At 37.4% G+C, this 15,455-nt stretch carries 16 protein-coding genes; 1 reads left to right on the top strand and 15 read right to left on the bottom strand.

What is annotated here, in order from left to right; genetic code table 11:
• Positions 1-42 precede the first annotated feature (42 nt).
• Complete coding sequence (locus tag MKY78_RS16795) at positions 43-342, top strand: YtpI family protein (RefSeq protein WP_339214331.1); 300 nt, start codon at positions 43-45, stop codon at positions 340-342.
• Positions 343-364: 22 nt separating this feature from the next.
• Here the strand turns inward: MKY78_RS16795 and MKY78_RS16790 are convergent, their stop codons facing one another.
• From MKY78_RS16790 to MKY78_RS16720, 15 genes are all read right to left on the bottom strand, one after another.
• Positions 365-1,672, bottom strand: a complete 1,308-nt coding sequence (locus tag MKY78_RS16790) for a DRTGG domain-containing protein (RefSeq protein WP_339214329.1) — start codon at positions 1,670-1,672, stop codon at positions 365-367.
• A gap of 78 nt (positions 1,673-1,750) precedes the next feature.
• Entirely contained in the window at positions 1,751-1,975 is a 225-nt protein-coding gene (locus MKY78_RS16785; protein ID WP_339214328.1) for a hypothetical protein, read from the bottom strand.
• Between the two features lie 196 nt (positions 1,976-2,171).
• A complete protein-coding gene (locus MKY78_RS16780; RefSeq protein WP_339214327.1) occupies positions 2,172-3,614 on the bottom strand; it encodes a PilX N-terminal domain-containing pilus assembly protein in 1,443 nt (480 codons plus the stop codon).
• Between the two features lies 1 nt (position 3,615).
• On the bottom strand, positions 3,616-4,059 hold the full coding sequence (locus tag MKY78_RS16775) for a prepilin-type N-terminal cleavage/methylation domain-containing protein (RefSeq protein ID WP_339214326.1): 444 nt from the start codon (positions 4,057-4,059) through the stop codon (positions 3,616-3,618).
• Positions 4,049-4,510, bottom strand: a complete 462-nt coding sequence (locus tag MKY78_RS16770; protein ID WP_339214325.1) for a prepilin-type N-terminal cleavage/methylation domain-containing protein — start codon at positions 4,508-4,510, stop codon at positions 4,049-4,051. Before MKY78_RS16770 ends, MKY78_RS16775 begins: the two co-directional genes overlap by 11 nt.
• Before the next feature lie 53 nt (positions 4,511-4,563).
• Positions 4,564-5,253 carry a hypothetical protein gene (locus MKY78_RS16765; RefSeq protein ID WP_339214324.1) on the bottom strand — a complete coding sequence of 230 codons (690 nt, stop codon included), beginning with the start codon at positions 5,251-5,253 and terminating at the stop codon, positions 4,564-4,566.
• Complete coding sequence (locus MKY78_RS16760) at positions 5,246-5,836, bottom strand: PilN domain-containing protein (RefSeq protein WP_339214322.1); 591 nt, start codon at positions 5,834-5,836, stop codon at positions 5,246-5,248. The genes MKY78_RS16765 and MKY78_RS16760 overlap by 8 nt, the downstream gene beginning before the upstream one ends.
• Positions 5,837-6,835: a pilus assembly protein PilM gene (gene pilM, locus MKY78_RS16755; protein WP_339214320.1), complete on the bottom strand. Its 999-nt coding sequence runs from the start codon at positions 6,833-6,835 to the stop codon at positions 5,837-5,839. It abuts the gene before it with no gap.
• Positions 6,836-7,177: 342 nt separating this feature from the next.
• Positions 7,178-7,624 carry a type II secretion system protein gene (locus tag MKY78_RS16750; protein ID WP_339214318.1) on the bottom strand — a complete coding sequence of 149 codons (447 nt, stop codon included), beginning with the start codon at positions 7,622-7,624 and terminating at the stop codon, positions 7,178-7,180.
• Between the two features lie 98 nt (positions 7,625-7,722).
• Positions 7,723-8,934, bottom strand: coding sequence for a type II secretion system F family protein (locus MKY78_RS16745; protein WP_339214316.1), 1,212 nt, complete (start codon positions 8,932-8,934; stop codon positions 7,723-7,725).
• Positions 8,934-9,974: a type IV pilus twitching motility protein PilT gene (locus MKY78_RS16740; protein WP_339214314.1), complete on the bottom strand. Its 1,041-nt coding sequence runs from the start codon at positions 9,972-9,974 to the stop codon at positions 8,934-8,936. The genes MKY78_RS16745 and MKY78_RS16740 overlap by 1 nt, the downstream gene beginning before the upstream one ends.
• A gap of 11 nt (positions 9,975-9,985) precedes the next feature.
• Complete coding sequence (locus MKY78_RS16735) at positions 9,986-11,641, bottom strand: ATPase, T2SS/T4P/T4SS family (RefSeq protein ID WP_339214312.1); 1,656 nt, start codon at positions 11,639-11,641, stop codon at positions 9,986-9,988.
• Between the two features lie 22 nt (positions 11,642-11,663).
• A complete protein-coding gene (locus tag MKY78_RS16730) occupies positions 11,664-13,169 on the bottom strand; it encodes a VanW family protein (protein ID WP_339214310.1) in 1,506 nt (501 codons plus the stop codon).
• A 316-nt stretch (positions 13,170-13,485) separates the two neighbouring features.
• Positions 13,486-14,238 (bottom strand): prepilin peptidase, encoded by a 753-nt coding sequence (locus tag MKY78_RS16725; protein WP_339214308.1) that lies wholly within the window; start codon positions 14,236-14,238, stop codon positions 13,486-13,488.
• A 400-nt stretch (positions 14,239-14,638) separates the two neighbouring features.
• Entirely contained in the window at positions 14,639-15,319 is a 681-nt protein-coding gene (locus tag MKY78_RS16720; RefSeq protein ID WP_339214306.1) for a metal-dependent hydrolase, read from the bottom strand.
• Positions 15,320-15,455 lie beyond the last annotated feature (136 nt).

Raw genomic sequence — 15,455 nt, 5'->3', positions numbered from 1 at the left:
TGTCATGTATGAATTTAAGCTAGTTTATTAGGAGTAGATTATATGTTAATTATTTTTCCAATCGTTATTGTCCTATCCGCTGTTATGTACATCTATTATAAAGTAGCTATACTGAAAACCAAGAACGGATTAACACAACGGTACTTTAATGCGAAATCCAGAATTTGTCTTGGGTTATTCATTTTTACATTTGGAATTAATCAATATATATTTTATCAAACTAAAATATCACTTTATATTGGCATTCTATTTATTATACTTGGTGTAATGCAATTAATTAGAGGAATAAGGGAAACAAAGCATTATCGTAATGAATGGAAACGATTAAACCCAGCTGACTAGTTCTAACTAGCCAGCTTTTTTGTTATCGATCCATTATTTGTGCCATTAATAACGCTTTTCCGACTAACTTCTTCTCATTAAATACTTCTACATCTATCTTAGCATAAATTCTTCCTGCCTCAATAATTGTTGGTTTAATAACGAGCTGGGAATCAATTGGAACTGGCTTCATGAAATACACCGTAATGTTTTCCACAACTAAATCCCCTTTTTTTAGCTGAAGAAGTAGCCTGCTACTAGCTTCTGTTACAAGCGAGGTAAATACGCCTGGTGATAAGGTCCCTAATTGATTGGTCATTTGAGGAATTACTTTAGCCTCGAAAGTAGTCTTATCCCCTTCATCAGACGCTATATTATTTTTTACAATATCATCAATTGTTTCCCCTATTTGAGGTTGACGTTGAATTTGCTGCAGGGCTTTTAGGACATCTTGTCTCGAGATGATTCCTTTCAACGTAGAGGACTCATCCACAACCGGCACAACCTCTATCCCCTCCCATACCATCATGTGCGCAACTGATGCTAAGGAGGTTTTCGATTGCACAACGATAGGATTCCTCGTCATCACCCTATCGATTGGAAAGTCGCTTTCCTTCCCAATAATATCCTTAGACGTGACCATACCAACTACTCGATTCTTTCCATCTAGTACAGGGAACCTAGAATGGGTTGATTGCTCATTCAGCTCATACCATGCCTTTACGGTATCCGTTGTCATTAAGTAGTGGGCATGTTCTACTGGTGTACAAATATCACCAACTAGGACAATTTCTTTCTTAATTAACTGGTCATAAATGGCCCGATTAATCATTGCTGCTACGGTAAAGGTGTCATAGCTTGTAGAAATAATCGGCAAATGCATTTCATCTGCTAGCCGCTTTATGTAATCCTCTGTATCAAATCCTCCCGTTATCAGTACGGCAGCACCCTCATTAAGCGCTAGCTCATGCGCCTTTACTCGGTTTCCGACAATGAGTAATGAACCTGCCTCTGTATAACGCATCATCGCATCTAATTGCATGGCTCCAATAACGAACTTATTCAGTGTCTTATGAAGTCCTTCTCGACCACCAAGTACTTGTCCATCCACAATATTGATTACTTCAGCGAATGTTAACTTTTCAAAGTTCTCTTTTTTCTTACGCTCAATACGAATCGTACCTACACGCTCAATCGTGCTAACTAACCCGATATTTTCAGCTTCTTTTATCGCCCGGTAGGCTGTTCCTTCACTTACATTCAAATGTTTCGCAATTTGTCTAACGGAAATTTTACTTCCAACAGGTAGCGAAATAATATGTTGAATAATTTGCTCATGTTTAGTGGCCACTTTGGTTCACCGACTTTCAACTGTACTAGTCACATTTTGTAACTTTATTATACAGATGAATAGCGTCATGCTCAATGTTTAACCATCTGTCTGTCTAACTTTGTCATATTCCTGTTCCATTACAGGTGGTTCGGACATCTTAAATATAGTAGCTAGGTTAGCTCCAAATACGAGTACAAAAAACACAAGCCAGCAGCCCCAGAATAGCATTTCAAGCTGTGATGAGGACTGTGGAATTAATGGCCACGCAAAGTATAAGAAAAATGCGGCCAGAAGTAATCGTAAAAATGCATAATGTCTCATACGAGTTCCCCCTTTCTATAATCAGTCTATGAAGAGGACTTGGTCAACAGAACCATGCCAGCCTATCCATACATTCTTATATATCGAATTTGTGGTTACATAAAAAATCGGTAGACAAAAAAATCCTTTACCACCGAAATAGTCTTCGAATAGTAAAGGATTTTTTTATCGTACAATATATTTATAGAACATATCCCTATTGTTCACTCAATGGTTTCTTCATGATGATTGGTTGACCAGTTGGAGCGGTGTTCCCATATTCTTTTTCAATTCCTTCTACCGAGATAGGTCCTTCGACAAATTGCATTTCCCCATAGCTCAAATTTGCTCCCCCACTCATGTTGTATACCTTACATATAACCGTACCCTTTATTGTTCCATTGGTATGTTCAAACACTGCATTCGGAGCTAATATTAATGGAGACGTCGCCCAGCTTCCCCCGCTAACCTTAAAGCTTGTCCCACCGGTAAATATGTTCCCTTTTATTCCTCCTCCAGCTCCAAGATCTATATTGGCATCCTCAGCATATAACGAGCCATATATTTTTTGGGCTCCCCCTAACGTAAACTGCTTAGGATTGGATGGATTGTCCGATCCAGTTAAAAATATATTTACCTGATTAACATCGCCTTGATTATTGATCGTACTTCCGCTTCCCATGACAATATGATTCGTATAAATCGTCAGTTTTCCAGTTCCCAATAGTTGAATATGCCCATTGATGACATTTAAATTATCCACTACTATTTCCTTATCCGTATTTCCAACATTGATAGTAAGTGTCCTGTTACTGCCAAGTCTAATTTCATCAAATGTTTCAGAAGTCGTTAAATCATACGTCCCATCCTGATACCATTCCTGTACAATTATCGAACGCTCCGGACTAATTGGATAATGAGGAATATCTGGAAATCGAGGTAAGCTAGGCAAGGTAGCATCTAAGTCCGCTCCAGTTGCATCTGGGAAGGAAGTCATCCAATCGGGTTTATAGATAGCATGATGCTCACTTCCGTAAGGCACATAAATGCTACCATTTACACTCCCGCCACCTGAGGCAGTTACACTATGAGCACCTGTTCTAAGTGTTCCTATATCTCCTTCGATTCGTCCGTTTGGTATATCGATTGTCTCACTTACTAATAACGCCCAATTAGGAATTATACTTTTGCCTGAGCTTTTTGGTACCCATTCAATGGTGAAGCCTTGCTGTAATACCCGCTTTTTATCACTAATATAGCCTGTTGATGTCATACGAAATTCTCTTGGGTTAGTTTCATTCAATTGTTCTATCTTTATTGCGGCCTTCGGTATTTCACCAAATACTGGTTCAAAATCGGTATAATCCTGCTGATCACCAACTATTCTAGTATGTAAGGTGGTGAAAAAGGTATTTTCATCATCTGTATTTTCGTATATTTCCCGTATGGCAGCTTCCGTTTTTGCTAGCTCGACATGTAATCCTGCTTCTGCTATATAATAAGCCGATTGATCTTGTCGTTCTGTCTGAGAAGTATGTAGTGAAGTAGTCGTTATCCCGATAATCGATACACTTAGGATCGAAATTAATACGATAACTAGTAAAACACCAACTAATGTGAATCCATTTTCCTGTGGAAACTTATTTGGTAGCTTCTTCAATCTAGTCACTTCCCCTTACGATTATTTCCGTATCAACACCCTTACCAGATTCCGTATTAATTCTCAGTATAAATTTTTCATTTTCAAATTCATCTTTGATGACATCTACATAAAAATCGCGAATATTAGATACAAATGATACGTCATTTTTAACTAGTAATCCGTCCTCTCGATGAAATACATAGGCTGTGTCATCATTTATTGTAAATGATGTATGATCAGGGGATACCTCTATATTCCCTGCCATCCTTACTTCTTTCGTGATGACTTTAGACGCGTACGTCATCGAAAATAACTTACCCGTTTCACTGGATTGATCTGTATACTGATTCTGGACTGTTAGGAGGATACTAGTAAGAATAATCATGATGAAGCTACTAATTGCTAACACTACTAGCAATTCAGCCAAAGTCATTCCTTTGTCATTAACTAGATTATTCTTCATAGTCTTCTTCTCCCCACACCACTACACTTTCCATTTTAGCTTGAAGGTTGTCTTCCTCTTCTTCAAACACTTCCACTATGACTCGAGTCATATTAGCTTCGACTTCATCACGATGCAGTCTTACATGGATGATATAGTTAGAACCATCCAATTCCTTCGTAAAGACCGTCCATTCTTCCGATTCCTTCAACCATACATAACCTAGATCGGTTATCGCATTCTCTCTTTGGCTAAATTTCGTACTTGAACTCGCCGAATAAAGGTTTTCCATTTCAGCTTGTGCTATATAAGTGGCATCTATAATCGTTTCAGATGTAGTAGTCATAGTAGCGGATTGAACGAAAAACGTGATAAAGGTTGTTAAAATGACCGTAATTAACACAAACGAGACTAATAGTTCTACAAGTGTCAAACCAGATTCATTTCGATACCAATCGTTCAAGCATTTCATTACATTCAACCCCTACTACCGATGATTAGTTTAATAAACACACTACCAAATGATTAGTCCTGATAGTAAAACGTCGTAATCGTTACATTTGCTGTGATTGTTTGAAAAGAATCTCCTTCTAAAAGTAATTCTCTTTCTGCTGGTTTTTGAAAATGAAGCGAGCTTACCGTCATAAACCGTTCTTGTTTTTCAATCTGGTTTAGAAATTGTTGGAAGTGCTCATAGTCAGGTGAATTTACAGCCATACTGACAGATATGACTTCTACATTATCCGGCTTGTTTGCAAAATCCATAACGCTTTCTACTTGCTCCATCTCCTCTTGTTCCTCATCTTGAATTTCAGGTTCAGGTTCAGATTCAGATTCAGCTTCAACTTCATCCTCCACATCTGTTCGCAGCGTTTCACTTCCACCATAGGTAAAGTTAATATTATCTATTCTACTATCACTAATAAATTCAATCTCCTGTAGAGTAAGAATAAGCTTCTCCAATTCGGGATCCTGTGGTAATTTTTCCGCTTGCATATAGGGCTCTACCCCAGCTTGATTTCCTTCTTCTAGCTTCATCACTTCTGATTGCAGAGTAGAAACTTCCTTTTCTACTAGTTCCAGATTATTTTCTTTTGATTTCAATTCCTGATTCATAGGTAAATAGAAAAAGAAATAGACTACAGTCAATAAGATAAATAATAACGTTAATAGTAGAAGGAATGATTGTTTATTTTCATGAAATAAGCTATTCATTTCCTTCTACCTCCTCTTTCATATATCGTTGGTCAACATCAATCGTATAATTTACTGTGTACCGTGGGATTACCTCATACATATCTGTTCTATTTTGATCAAAGGTTATGTCAAAGGTATTCATTTGATTGACTTTCACATCTGTAATAAATGGCGAGGCATTTAGCTCTGAAAAATATGCAGCAACATCACTCATTGTCTCCAGTTGTGTTTCAATTGTCACGGATTGATAGTTATAAGTATAGCTACTTAAATAGCCGGTTTCAGGAAGTAAAGCTATTATTTCATCAATAAACCGAGAAGTTGGTATGATCTGGTGCTCCGCATACGCCATCGCCTGTTTATATGTATCCTTATCATTGCTTTCCTTTAGACTCGTAACTTGCTCCAGTAGCACCGTTTTTTCCTCGTTTACTTCTGCTAAATTTTGCTCGACTTCGCCTAACGCATGTTTCGTAGTAAAAAACGAATAGATAAAAACGAGAAGCAATAGTAAAAATAACAATAATCCACTAATAAACAATATATATAATGCAGAATTCTGCCTTTCTATTTTAGGTAATAAATCTACTTCGGGAAGCATCTATGCCCCTCCTTTAAGTGCTAAACCGAGTGCGGGAATAAATTGTGGTTCAATTTCCTTATCTGACTTCTGTGATACGACCCCTTTTAACCTATTCGTCGGTATTTCGAAGCGATCATTCACTTTTTGATAGAATACTGGTAAATATGGATTATCCCCTATAATAATCAATTCATCTATCTTCTCTTCCCCTTTTTTCATAGAAAATTGGTAGAAGTTCATAATGCGCTCTAATTCAATCACTTGATTCTCTATCATATCCTCTACCTGCTCATCACTTTCTTGGTATTCCCAGTTCAGACGAGTGCTTTCCTCTTCTATACTTGCATGATCCAAATGCAAATCTAGGTTCTGATAGCGCAGAAACTCCAATTGATGTCTATTAAAAATACTAATATTAAATGATGTAACATCCAATTTGATAAATAAATACACCCTATCACGGTCTATACGATTGACATGATGAAAGTAACGATAAATTCCAAGTGCTTCTACATCAGCATTAATCGGCTTTAAGGATGCATCATCAAAAATTTCTGTGTACTTCATCATCTCATCCCGAGGAGCAGCAAAGAATGTTCCGGTCAACACTTCCTCTTCATTGGTATCAAAGTAATCCTGAAAAGGTAGATAATGAATATCAAATACAGGATCTTTAAATGGTAGATGAATCGATTTCCCAATTTCAACTCGAAAATATTCCGTGATGTCCTTATCCCTTAAATCAGGCGGAATTTCAACTTGGCGCATAATGACAAGGGGATTGGGCACAAAAAATCGCACATGACGATTCTTTATTCCAAGTTCTTTCACCAGATTTTTCATAAACTCAAAAAATCCAATTTCATCCATAATTTTCCCATTCTCAATCAAGCCACTAGGAATCGGCTTTTCATGTATTACTTTAATAGAAGAAATATTGGAGTTATTGGTTTCCACTAAACGAATGACATAGTCTTCTATCACAATGTTAATTATTTTATTTGGTTTACCGAACATCCTGCTCACCATCCTAAATAGGAAAATTAAGTTCTACTACTAGTTCCTTTTATAATTTCACAACGTTGGGGTTGTAAAATTGTAAAAAGAACTAGATGGGGTTATGATATTTTGGATATGGCCTAGACTAAAGTGCGTATGTTAAAAAAACGAACGTCAAGGAAATACCCTGCTCCGGAAATACACTTGCGGTTGTTTGTCATTTTGTCGAGCCGCCTCGTGCTACTTCCTAAGGGCCCATCTATGCCTATGCCCGCAAAAAGTCTACATATATTTCCGAAGCAGGTAGAGTCAATATAGTTTTACATCAAATACCTTTCGTTGTTTCCTTGTGTATAAAAATCACTCTGATTCTTCGCTTGAATTACAAATTTCTCTTCCCTTAGATATTAAATCACTTTTTGTTGTCGCAGGGAATGAACACTTACTATGATCGGATGAAATTACAATTTCATCTGAATCATCTCTTCCAACTTTGAAATTATAACCATTATTATCGGTATCCCAAGGATCAGTTAACTCACCAACTGAATCTAAATCTTTAGCGTTCGCATTTTCACTTTCGCCTGGATATTCTACCGTATCACCAGTAGCTTCTTCCAATTCTACTGCTGAGATAACTTGTTGTGCGTTTGAGATATGTGCATCCTTCTTAGAATTCTCAATAACATTACCAATCGCCACAAATGCGATGACACCAACGATTCCTAAAATAACAATAACTGCTAATAACTCAACTAATGTTAAACCTCTTTCGTCTTGCTTTAATCGTTTTAATAATTTTTTCATATTTCTTTCCCCTCCAAATTTATATTGTTTATACGTTTAAGCATAAAATTCCACTGCAAATAATCGATTGATTCACCTCCCATTTAGAATAAACTCTCTTACATCTCGGTATATATCGAGAACATTGGAACCATAATGGCAATGACAATAAATCCTACAACAAAGGCTAGGATTACAATCATTATCGGTTCAATGAGAGACTTCAATGTATCAACGGTACGGTCAACATCTTCCTCATAGAAATCAGCAACTTTTGCTAGCATGAAATCAAGCTGACCAGTTCGTTCTCCAATCGCAATCATTTGGGTTACGAGTGGAGGAAATACCCAGCTCCTCTTCAGTGGTTCTGATAATGCTCTCCCCTGTTCTAAACTGTCACGGGAAGCAAGTATCACCTGACCAATTACTGGATTTCCGACTACCCTCTCCACTATCGTCAACGCCTGTAAAATAGGAACAGAACTAGACACTAAGGAGGATAAGGTTCTTGTCATTCGTGCAATTACTGACTTTTGTAATAACTTGCCAAATATAGGTAGTCTAAACAATACTACATGTGTAGCGTATTGAAACCGTTGATTACTTCTATATAGGAATGCGAATATCCCGATAAAAAGAGCAAGGACTAACAGCCCAAGCCACCATGAGCTTTGAATAAATTCACTCATTGCAACAACTAATAGGGTTATAGCTGGTAACTCTCCACCGAAACTAGCAAATGTTGCGGTTAGTGTAGGTACAATCGATACCATTAAGAAAATGACCACAGCAATAATAACCACTAATAATACAGCAGGATAAGCTAATGTAGATTGAACCTTTTTCTTAAGATTATTTTGCTTCTCAAAGTAAACGGCAAGACGATCTAATGTTTCATCAATATTACCAGTTGCCTCTCCAGCTCGTATCATATTGATGAATAAAGGTGGAAAGAATTTGGATTGTTTCTCTGCAGCATCCGAGAAAGCCTTTCCTTCCTTAAGGTCTGCTTCTACACGGAATAGAGCCTTTTTTAAACCTTTACTTTCTGTTTGAAGCGCTAAAATATTAGTTGCTTCTACTATTGAAATTCCTGCTCGAATTAATGTAGCAAATTGCCTACAGTAAATAACAAAATCCTGGGTTTTAACGGAATTTCCGCCAATGGATATATCCCTATTTAGTAGGGTTGCTTTCGTTTCGGTAATCTCACGAGGACTAATCCCTTTTTCTTTTATGGCAATAATAGCCTGGGATTTGGATGCACTTTCTATCGTACCCTTCTTTAATAATCCATTAGGCGTTCTGCCGACATATTTATACATTGGCATTAGTAATCACCTACACCTGAAAGAAAATCACTAACATCATCCAATTTTACTAACCCTTTTTGTAACAGGTCTTTAATAGACATTTCTAACGTGTGCATGCCAACTGAACGATTGGTTTGTAACACATTGGTTATTTGATCGACCTTCTCATTTCGAATCAAATTAGCTACAGAAGGTAAATTTACTAGAATCTCTGTTGCAGCTACCCTCCCTAAGCCATCTTGTTTTGATAGTAATCGCTGCGAAATAACTCCCGCTAAAACGGATGCCAACTGAATTCTAATTTGTGCTTGTTGGTGCGGCGGGAATACATCTATGATTCTATTAATCGTCTGTGCAGCACTATTGGTATGGAGGGTCGCTAATACTAAATGCCCTGTTTCTGCAGCTGTTAGCGCTGTGGAGATTGTTGTATGATCACGCATTTCTCCAACTAAAATAATATCCGGATCCTGTCTTAATGCTGCTCGCAACCCATTAGCAAAGCTTTCCGTATCCTTACCAACCTCACGTTGGTTTATAATCGACTTCTTATGTTCGTGTACAAACTCAATTGGGTCTTCTAGCGTAATAATATGCTTTGCAATGGATTCGTTTATGTAATTAATCATTGCTGCCAATGTTGTGGACTTACCAGAACCAGTTGGACCGGTCACTAGTATTAACCCATTTGGCTTTGAAGCTAATTGCTGTAATACTACTGGCATTTGTAGTTTTTCAAGCGACGGGATATCTTTTGGGATTACCCTCGCCACGATGCTTATGTTTCCAAGCTGATGATACACATTGATCCGAAATCTAGATACATTCTCCAAGCTAAAAGAACTATCCATCTCCCCGACTTCCATCAATCGTTTCCATTCTGCTTCAGATAAAAGCTGCCTTGCTAAACTTTCTGTATCTGTATTCGATAGGGCTTCTTCACCATGTCGGATAAGCTTTCCATGAACTCTATATACCGGAGGAGAATTTGCCGTTATGTGTAAGTCAGAAGCTTGTTGGATATGCGCTAGTTTGAGCAATTCTTCAATCATGTACATTAATCTTCCTCCTAATCTGATGACACGACCCGTAATACCTCTTCCGTAGTCGTCAATCCTTGTGACACTTTTAGAAGACCATCATCCAATAGAAACTTCATTTCTTTCTTCCTGACATACGAAAGGATTTCTCTTCTTGTTCCTGTATTTACGATGAGATTACGAATCATTTCATCGATTGGTAGTACCTCATGAATCGCAACCCTACCACGGTATCCAGTCATCCCACAGCTAGAGCATCCCTTACCTCTAGTAACCTCAGATACTACTAAATTGGCATTTGAAAACATTTTTAGTTCTCGCTCTGTTGGGCCTACCTTTTCACTGCAATCAGGACATATTTTTCTTACTAAACGTTGAGCCACTATTCCATTTAATGAAGAGGATAATAGAAACGGTTCTACCCCCATATCCATTAATCGGCTTAAAGCATCGACAGCGCTATTCGTGTGAAGTGTACTCAATACTAGATGTCCTGTTAAGGATGCACGTACAGCTATTTGTGCTGTTTCAACATCACGTATCTCCCCGATCATGACGATATCAGGATCTTGGCGAAGAATAGACCGTAATCCACTTGCAAAGGTCATCCCGATTTCTTCCCTCACCTGCACTTGATTAATACCTTCTAATTGATATTCCACTGGGTCTTCAATCGTAATAATGTTCACTTCTTCTCGATTCAACCGGTTCAATGCCGCATATAGTGTCGAGGATTTCCCTGAACCTGTTGGACCGGTTATAAGAACAATGCCATTCGGCTTCTCGATCATGCTTTTAAATGTGGCAAGATTATGTTCAGTAAATCCTAGCTTGTCCACATCATTTAAGTTTGCACCTAAATCTAAAATACGCATAACCACTTTTTCCCCATAAATAGACGGTAGTGTCGAAACACGAATATCTACTGATCGGTCCTGAATGGTTATTTTCACACGTCCATCTTGTGGGATACGGTTTTCTGTAATATTCAAATTACTAATGATTTTAATACGTGCGATTAGCATGCCTTGCATATATTTTGGCAAGGACCGTTCCGTACGTAAAACACCATCCACACGATAGCGAACCCTTAACTCTCTCTCTTGTGGGTCAAAATGGATATCACTTGCCTTTTGTGCTACCGCATTCGCTATCACCTGATTTACTAATCGTACAATCGGAGAATCCTCATCCGTTATTCCCGTCTCATCAATTGATTCTTCCGGAGCATAATCCCCCATCACTTCTTCTATTGATTCTTGAAGATCATAGTACTTCGTAATCGTCCGAAAGATAGAATCTTTCGTTGCAATACCTGGATTAATTTGCAGGCCTGTTGCAATGCGAAGCTCCTCAATAGCAAAATAGTCCATAGGATCTGCCATCGCTACGAAGAGCTTATTCCCCTCCACACGAATAGGCATCAGATTATGTCGCTTAGCTAGCTCCTTTGGTACTAGCTGAACCACTTCCTTATCAATTGCATATTGATAAAGATCTACTTGTGGAATGTTAAGCTGGTATTTTAAAACATCTAGTAATTGCTGTTCTGTAATATAGCCTTCACGTAATAGAGCATCACCGAGTTTTTCATCTGGTGATTTATCTGCTAATGTAGCAGCTAATTGTTCTTCCGTGATTAATTCTGCACCTACAAGTAAATCTCCTAATCGCTTTCTCACCAAAATTAACACCCCTAGCTTCTGTCTATTTCACATTATTCGATTGGTTATCTGCTTCCATTTCTTCAGATTGCTCCAATTGGAATTCGAATGGACCTGCTAGATTCCATACATTCCATAAGAAGCTTAATAGATGTAGCTCCTCAGCATCCATTTTCTCGATACATTCGATAATCGCTTCTTCGATATCCTCTTCTGCTAAATCAATATCTGTAATGGGCAGATCACAGAATAGAATGACAAACTGAATAAAGTCCTCCATAGCTTTAGGATTATCCCATTGTGTTAACCTTTCCCTAACAGAGTCATCGTTGTGATTCCTTTCTTGTTGCTCATCACTTGATGAAATATCATCTTCTCGAACAGTACTATTTAATAGCATTTCGTCTGCCGCTCGATTCATTTCTGAGATTTCATCTTCAAATGGTACGACGACAATTTTCGGAACAGGAGGATAGAAATCTCTACTAATAAGCTCTTCCTCCCTAGCATCATTACGGTATACTGCTACTTCTAACCCCGCTTCTCCTTCTTGAATAATCGTGCTTTCACCAAATCTAAGGTCTTTACTATAACGATAGATCGTTCTAGGCTCCACTCGTTTTATCCTTGCTACTCGATAGCCTAATGTAGACTCATCAGTTAAAGCATTAATCGATAATTTAAGCTGGTCGCCGTCTTGACTTATTGTAAGTGTGTATGTGTTATCGTTCGGATTGTAGAGCACTAAGTCTTTTTCCTTCCTCGTATTAATATTCACATCCATCCCCGGCTCTAAGTATACAGGGATAACTTCTTGTGCATGACGCTCCAATACGGTTAGATTCGTTTGTAACACTAAAGCATAAAGGTTTGACGCAACAAAATTCACCTCTTGTTGACTATCACTCGATAGCGTTGGAAATGTTCCAAGTATAGAAAAGGATTCCTTTGGTTTGATTGTTTGACCATTGATCGACTCGACAATCATCTCTACTTTTTTAGAAGACAGTCCATTTGGTAATTCAACAGAAGTATCTACAACTGTATGTAAAAATGGCTCTCCTTCATCCTTATAAACGATTGCAACCGGTGCTTCTTGTAAATTCTCCGCTAATGTTGTAGCTTTCTTCATGGTTGTCGGCACATCTATATAGGTTGGCCAATCCTTAAACCTATCATCAGCAGCTAGAGTTAACTCTAATGGAATATGTATGTTCTTCCGTTTGATAAACGGCAACCAATTTTCTTGTACTTTTTCCTTCAGATTCTTTAACGACTTTTCAATATCAAATTGGAACATTGCCCGTGGAATTTCTAATTCTTCATGTTCACTGACAGCCACCATCGAAGGCTGATTCTGCCAATCATTTATTTCTTTTTGCAAGACTTCTTTCGCCTCATCAACCTTTAATCCCTCAACATCAATACCCGCCACTTGTGAACCCTTAGGAAATGAAAAATCTCCTAAAAACATGAAGCTAGCGATTACCAAAATGCTAATGACAATCAAAATACTGGAATAAATGACAGCTTTTTTTGCTATATTCATGGATAAAATCCACCTTTTCGACATATTACGTTGAACGCAAAAGAACAATTCATTACATAGTAAAGCTTGTGTATAGTTATTAATAACTAGTACCCAATCCCTATATCATTTGCATAGAAATATATCACTAACGAAGAGCCGTTAGTGTTAAGGCCATTATGCTATAATTCTCGGGATTGATACTGAAAATTATATGTATTTCTAAAAGTAGTACTTTAGTATCAGCCTAATCGTACCAATGAATTTAGTGAAATGTCAATAATTTCTAGGAATATTTGACAAAAAATATATATTTATAACATTATCTATTTACAATTTATAAAAATTGAACATAAAAAGATAAAATTCTATCTGTAAAGAAATAGGAAATGATAGCAGCAAATACAATATAAGGTCCAAAAGGAACTGGTTGCTTCTTCTTAATGATCCCGAATAACATCAAAATAACGCCAATGAAAGCACCAAGCAAGCAGGACAAGAAAAAAGTCATAAGAACCTTTTCTAACCCCAGTACTAATCCTAACAAACCAAACAACTTCATATCTCCTGCTCCCATTCCACCTCTACTAATGATAATAATTAGAGCAATCAAGCTAATTCCAATTATTGCTCCAATGATAGGCGACCACCAAGGTTGAATAGGGTCAATAATTAATAGAATGATAAAGAACGGCAAGAAGAAAAGTAGTAGTTTATTCGGAATGAGCATATACTTTAAATCCGTTACTAATACAATTATCGATAAGGAAACTAATAAAAGCACTTTAATTAACTCCAGCTCAATCCCAATCATCATATAACTAAATGCAAATAATATCCCCGTTAGTAATTCTATAATGGGATATAAAATGGAAATACGTTCACCACAATATCGACATTTCCCTCGTTGGATAAAAAAAGATACAACCGGTATTAAATCATACCAAGACAACGTATGATGACAACTTGGACATCTTGAACGGTCATTTGTGAACGATACTTTTTGAGGCAACCGTATGCCGACAACATTATAAAACGAGCCTAAAACCAAGCCCAAAAGAAAAAACGATATAATAGCAAATAACTCCATTCCATTACCTCCATCTCTAAAACTGTAACGATTATACCATTAAATTAGAAAAAATAGACGATTTAATAAAGTTAGAAGAATTGGCTTTAAGAAGAAAATAAGCGGGGATCAAGCGGAGGGCCAATCATAGGAAAAGGCCTGAGCAATTAATTTACATAGCTACTCAGGCCCTGTTATTTAAATGTTTGCTAATAATACCCAAGCACTGTTTATAATGTTAAGCTCCTAATCACGGTCATGATAGCGATTTTTTCCTTCTTTACTAGCCAAGAAAAGGAGCCTACTAACAGCAAATCTCAGACCGATGAACAAAAAGACAATTGGAGTAGTAAGTTATAAAAATCATTGCAAGTTAGCAAATACATCCTTACACCACTCCAATTTTCTCCAGAGGGTTATATCACAGTTCTAAAACACTACCTGCTTCCATTACCTTACCCTCACCAGTCTTCAGCCGTTGAACAAAATCCTCTGGATTCTGTTCAATTACTGGAAACGTATTATAATGGATTGGGACGACGGTCTTAGCACGAATCCAATCTGCTGCAACGAGTGCATCCTCTGGTCCCATTGTAAAGTTATCCCCAATTGGAATAAACGCTAAATCAATTGTATACATGTCGCCATACATTTTTAAATCAGAGAATAACGCAGTATCTCCTAGATGATATATCGTCTTCCCTTCGACAGTTAACAGAATTCCTGATGGCATCCCTGTATAAATCATCGTTCCATCCTCTTCTGTAAACGCTGATCCATGGAAAGCTTGGGTAAACTTAACCTTTCCAAAGTCGAATTCACGTGAACCGCCAATATGCATATTATGTACCTTAACACCTTTAGTACTTAAATAATCAGCTAATTCATTAGGAGCAATCACTAGTGCATTATTTCTTTTGGCAATCTCAACTGTATCTCCAACATGATCATTATGTCCGTGTGTGAGTAAGATGTAATCAGCCTTCACCTCAGCTGCATTTAAATCACATAATCCATTTCCGGTTATAAACGGGTCAATTAAAATCGTCTTATCTCCAGATTCTACTTTAACAACAGAATGTCCATGATATGATACTTTCATTTACGAATCATCCTCCTAATTGTGTTTACGATATACATTCTACATTTATAGCTAAAATCCTTTTAAAATATAAGAAAAGACAGCATTATAAATGACATGCTGTCTTTGTTTTACCATACGAAGGATTGGAAATCAT

The sequence above is a fragment of the Ornithinibacillus sp. FSL M8-0202 genome (assembly GCF_037975285.1).
In the GTDB taxonomy this organism is placed as follows: Bacteria; Bacillota; Bacilli; order Bacillales; family Amphibacillaceae; genus Ornithinibacillus; species Ornithinibacillus massiliensis.
This window is presented reverse-complemented; position numbering and strand designations above follow the sequence as displayed.

Bases quoted from the DNA above. Each gene is read 5' to 3' on its own strand.
- MKY78_RS16720 (WP_339214306.1), bottom strand. From the start codon at position 15,319: ATGAAAGTATCATATCATGGACATTCTGTTGTTAAAGTAGAATCTGGA.
- MKY78_RS16750 (WP_339214318.1), bottom strand. From the start codon at position 7,624: ATGAAAAAATTATTAAAACGATTAAAGCAAGACGAAAGAGGTTTAACA.
- MKY78_RS16770 (WP_339214325.1), bottom strand. From the start codon at position 4,510: ATGAAATGCTTGAACGATTGGTATCGAAATGAATCTGGTTTGACACTT.
- MKY78_RS16795 (WP_339214331.1), top strand. From the start codon at position 43: ATGTTAATTATTTTTCCAATCGTTATTGTCCTATCCGCTGTTATGTAC.
- MKY78_RS16740 (WP_339214314.1), bottom strand. From the start codon at position 9,974: ATGTACATGATTGAAGAATTGCTCAAACTAGCGCATATCCAACAAGCT.
- MKY78_RS16730 (WP_339214310.1), bottom strand. From the start codon at position 13,169: ATGAATATAGCAAAAAAAGCTGTCATTTATTCCAGTATTTTGATTGTC.
- pilM (WP_339214320.1), bottom strand. From the start codon at position 6,835: ATGTTCGGTAAACCAAATAAAATAATTAACATTGTGATAGAAGACTAT.
- MKY78_RS16775 (WP_339214326.1), bottom strand. From the start codon at position 4,059: ATGAAGAATAATCTAGTTAATGACAAAGGAATGACTTTGGCTGAATTG.
- MKY78_RS16760 (WP_339214322.1), bottom strand. From the start codon at position 5,836: ATGCTTCCCGAAGTAGATTTATTACCTAAAATAGAAAGGCAGAATTCT.
- MKY78_RS16765 (WP_339214324.1), bottom strand. From the start codon at position 5,253: ATGAATAGCTTATTTCATGAAAATAAACAATCATTCCTTCTACTATTA.
- MKY78_RS16725 (WP_339214308.1), bottom strand. From the start codon at position 14,238: ATGGAGTTATTTGCTATTATATCGTTTTTTCTTTTGGGCTTGGTTTTA.
- MKY78_RS16745 (WP_339214316.1), bottom strand. From the start codon at position 8,934: ATGCCAATGTATAAATATGTCGGCAGAACGCCTAATGGATTATTAAAG.
- MKY78_RS16785 (WP_339214328.1), bottom strand. From the start codon at position 1,975: ATGAGACATTATGCATTTTTACGATTACTTCTGGCCGCATTTTTCTTA.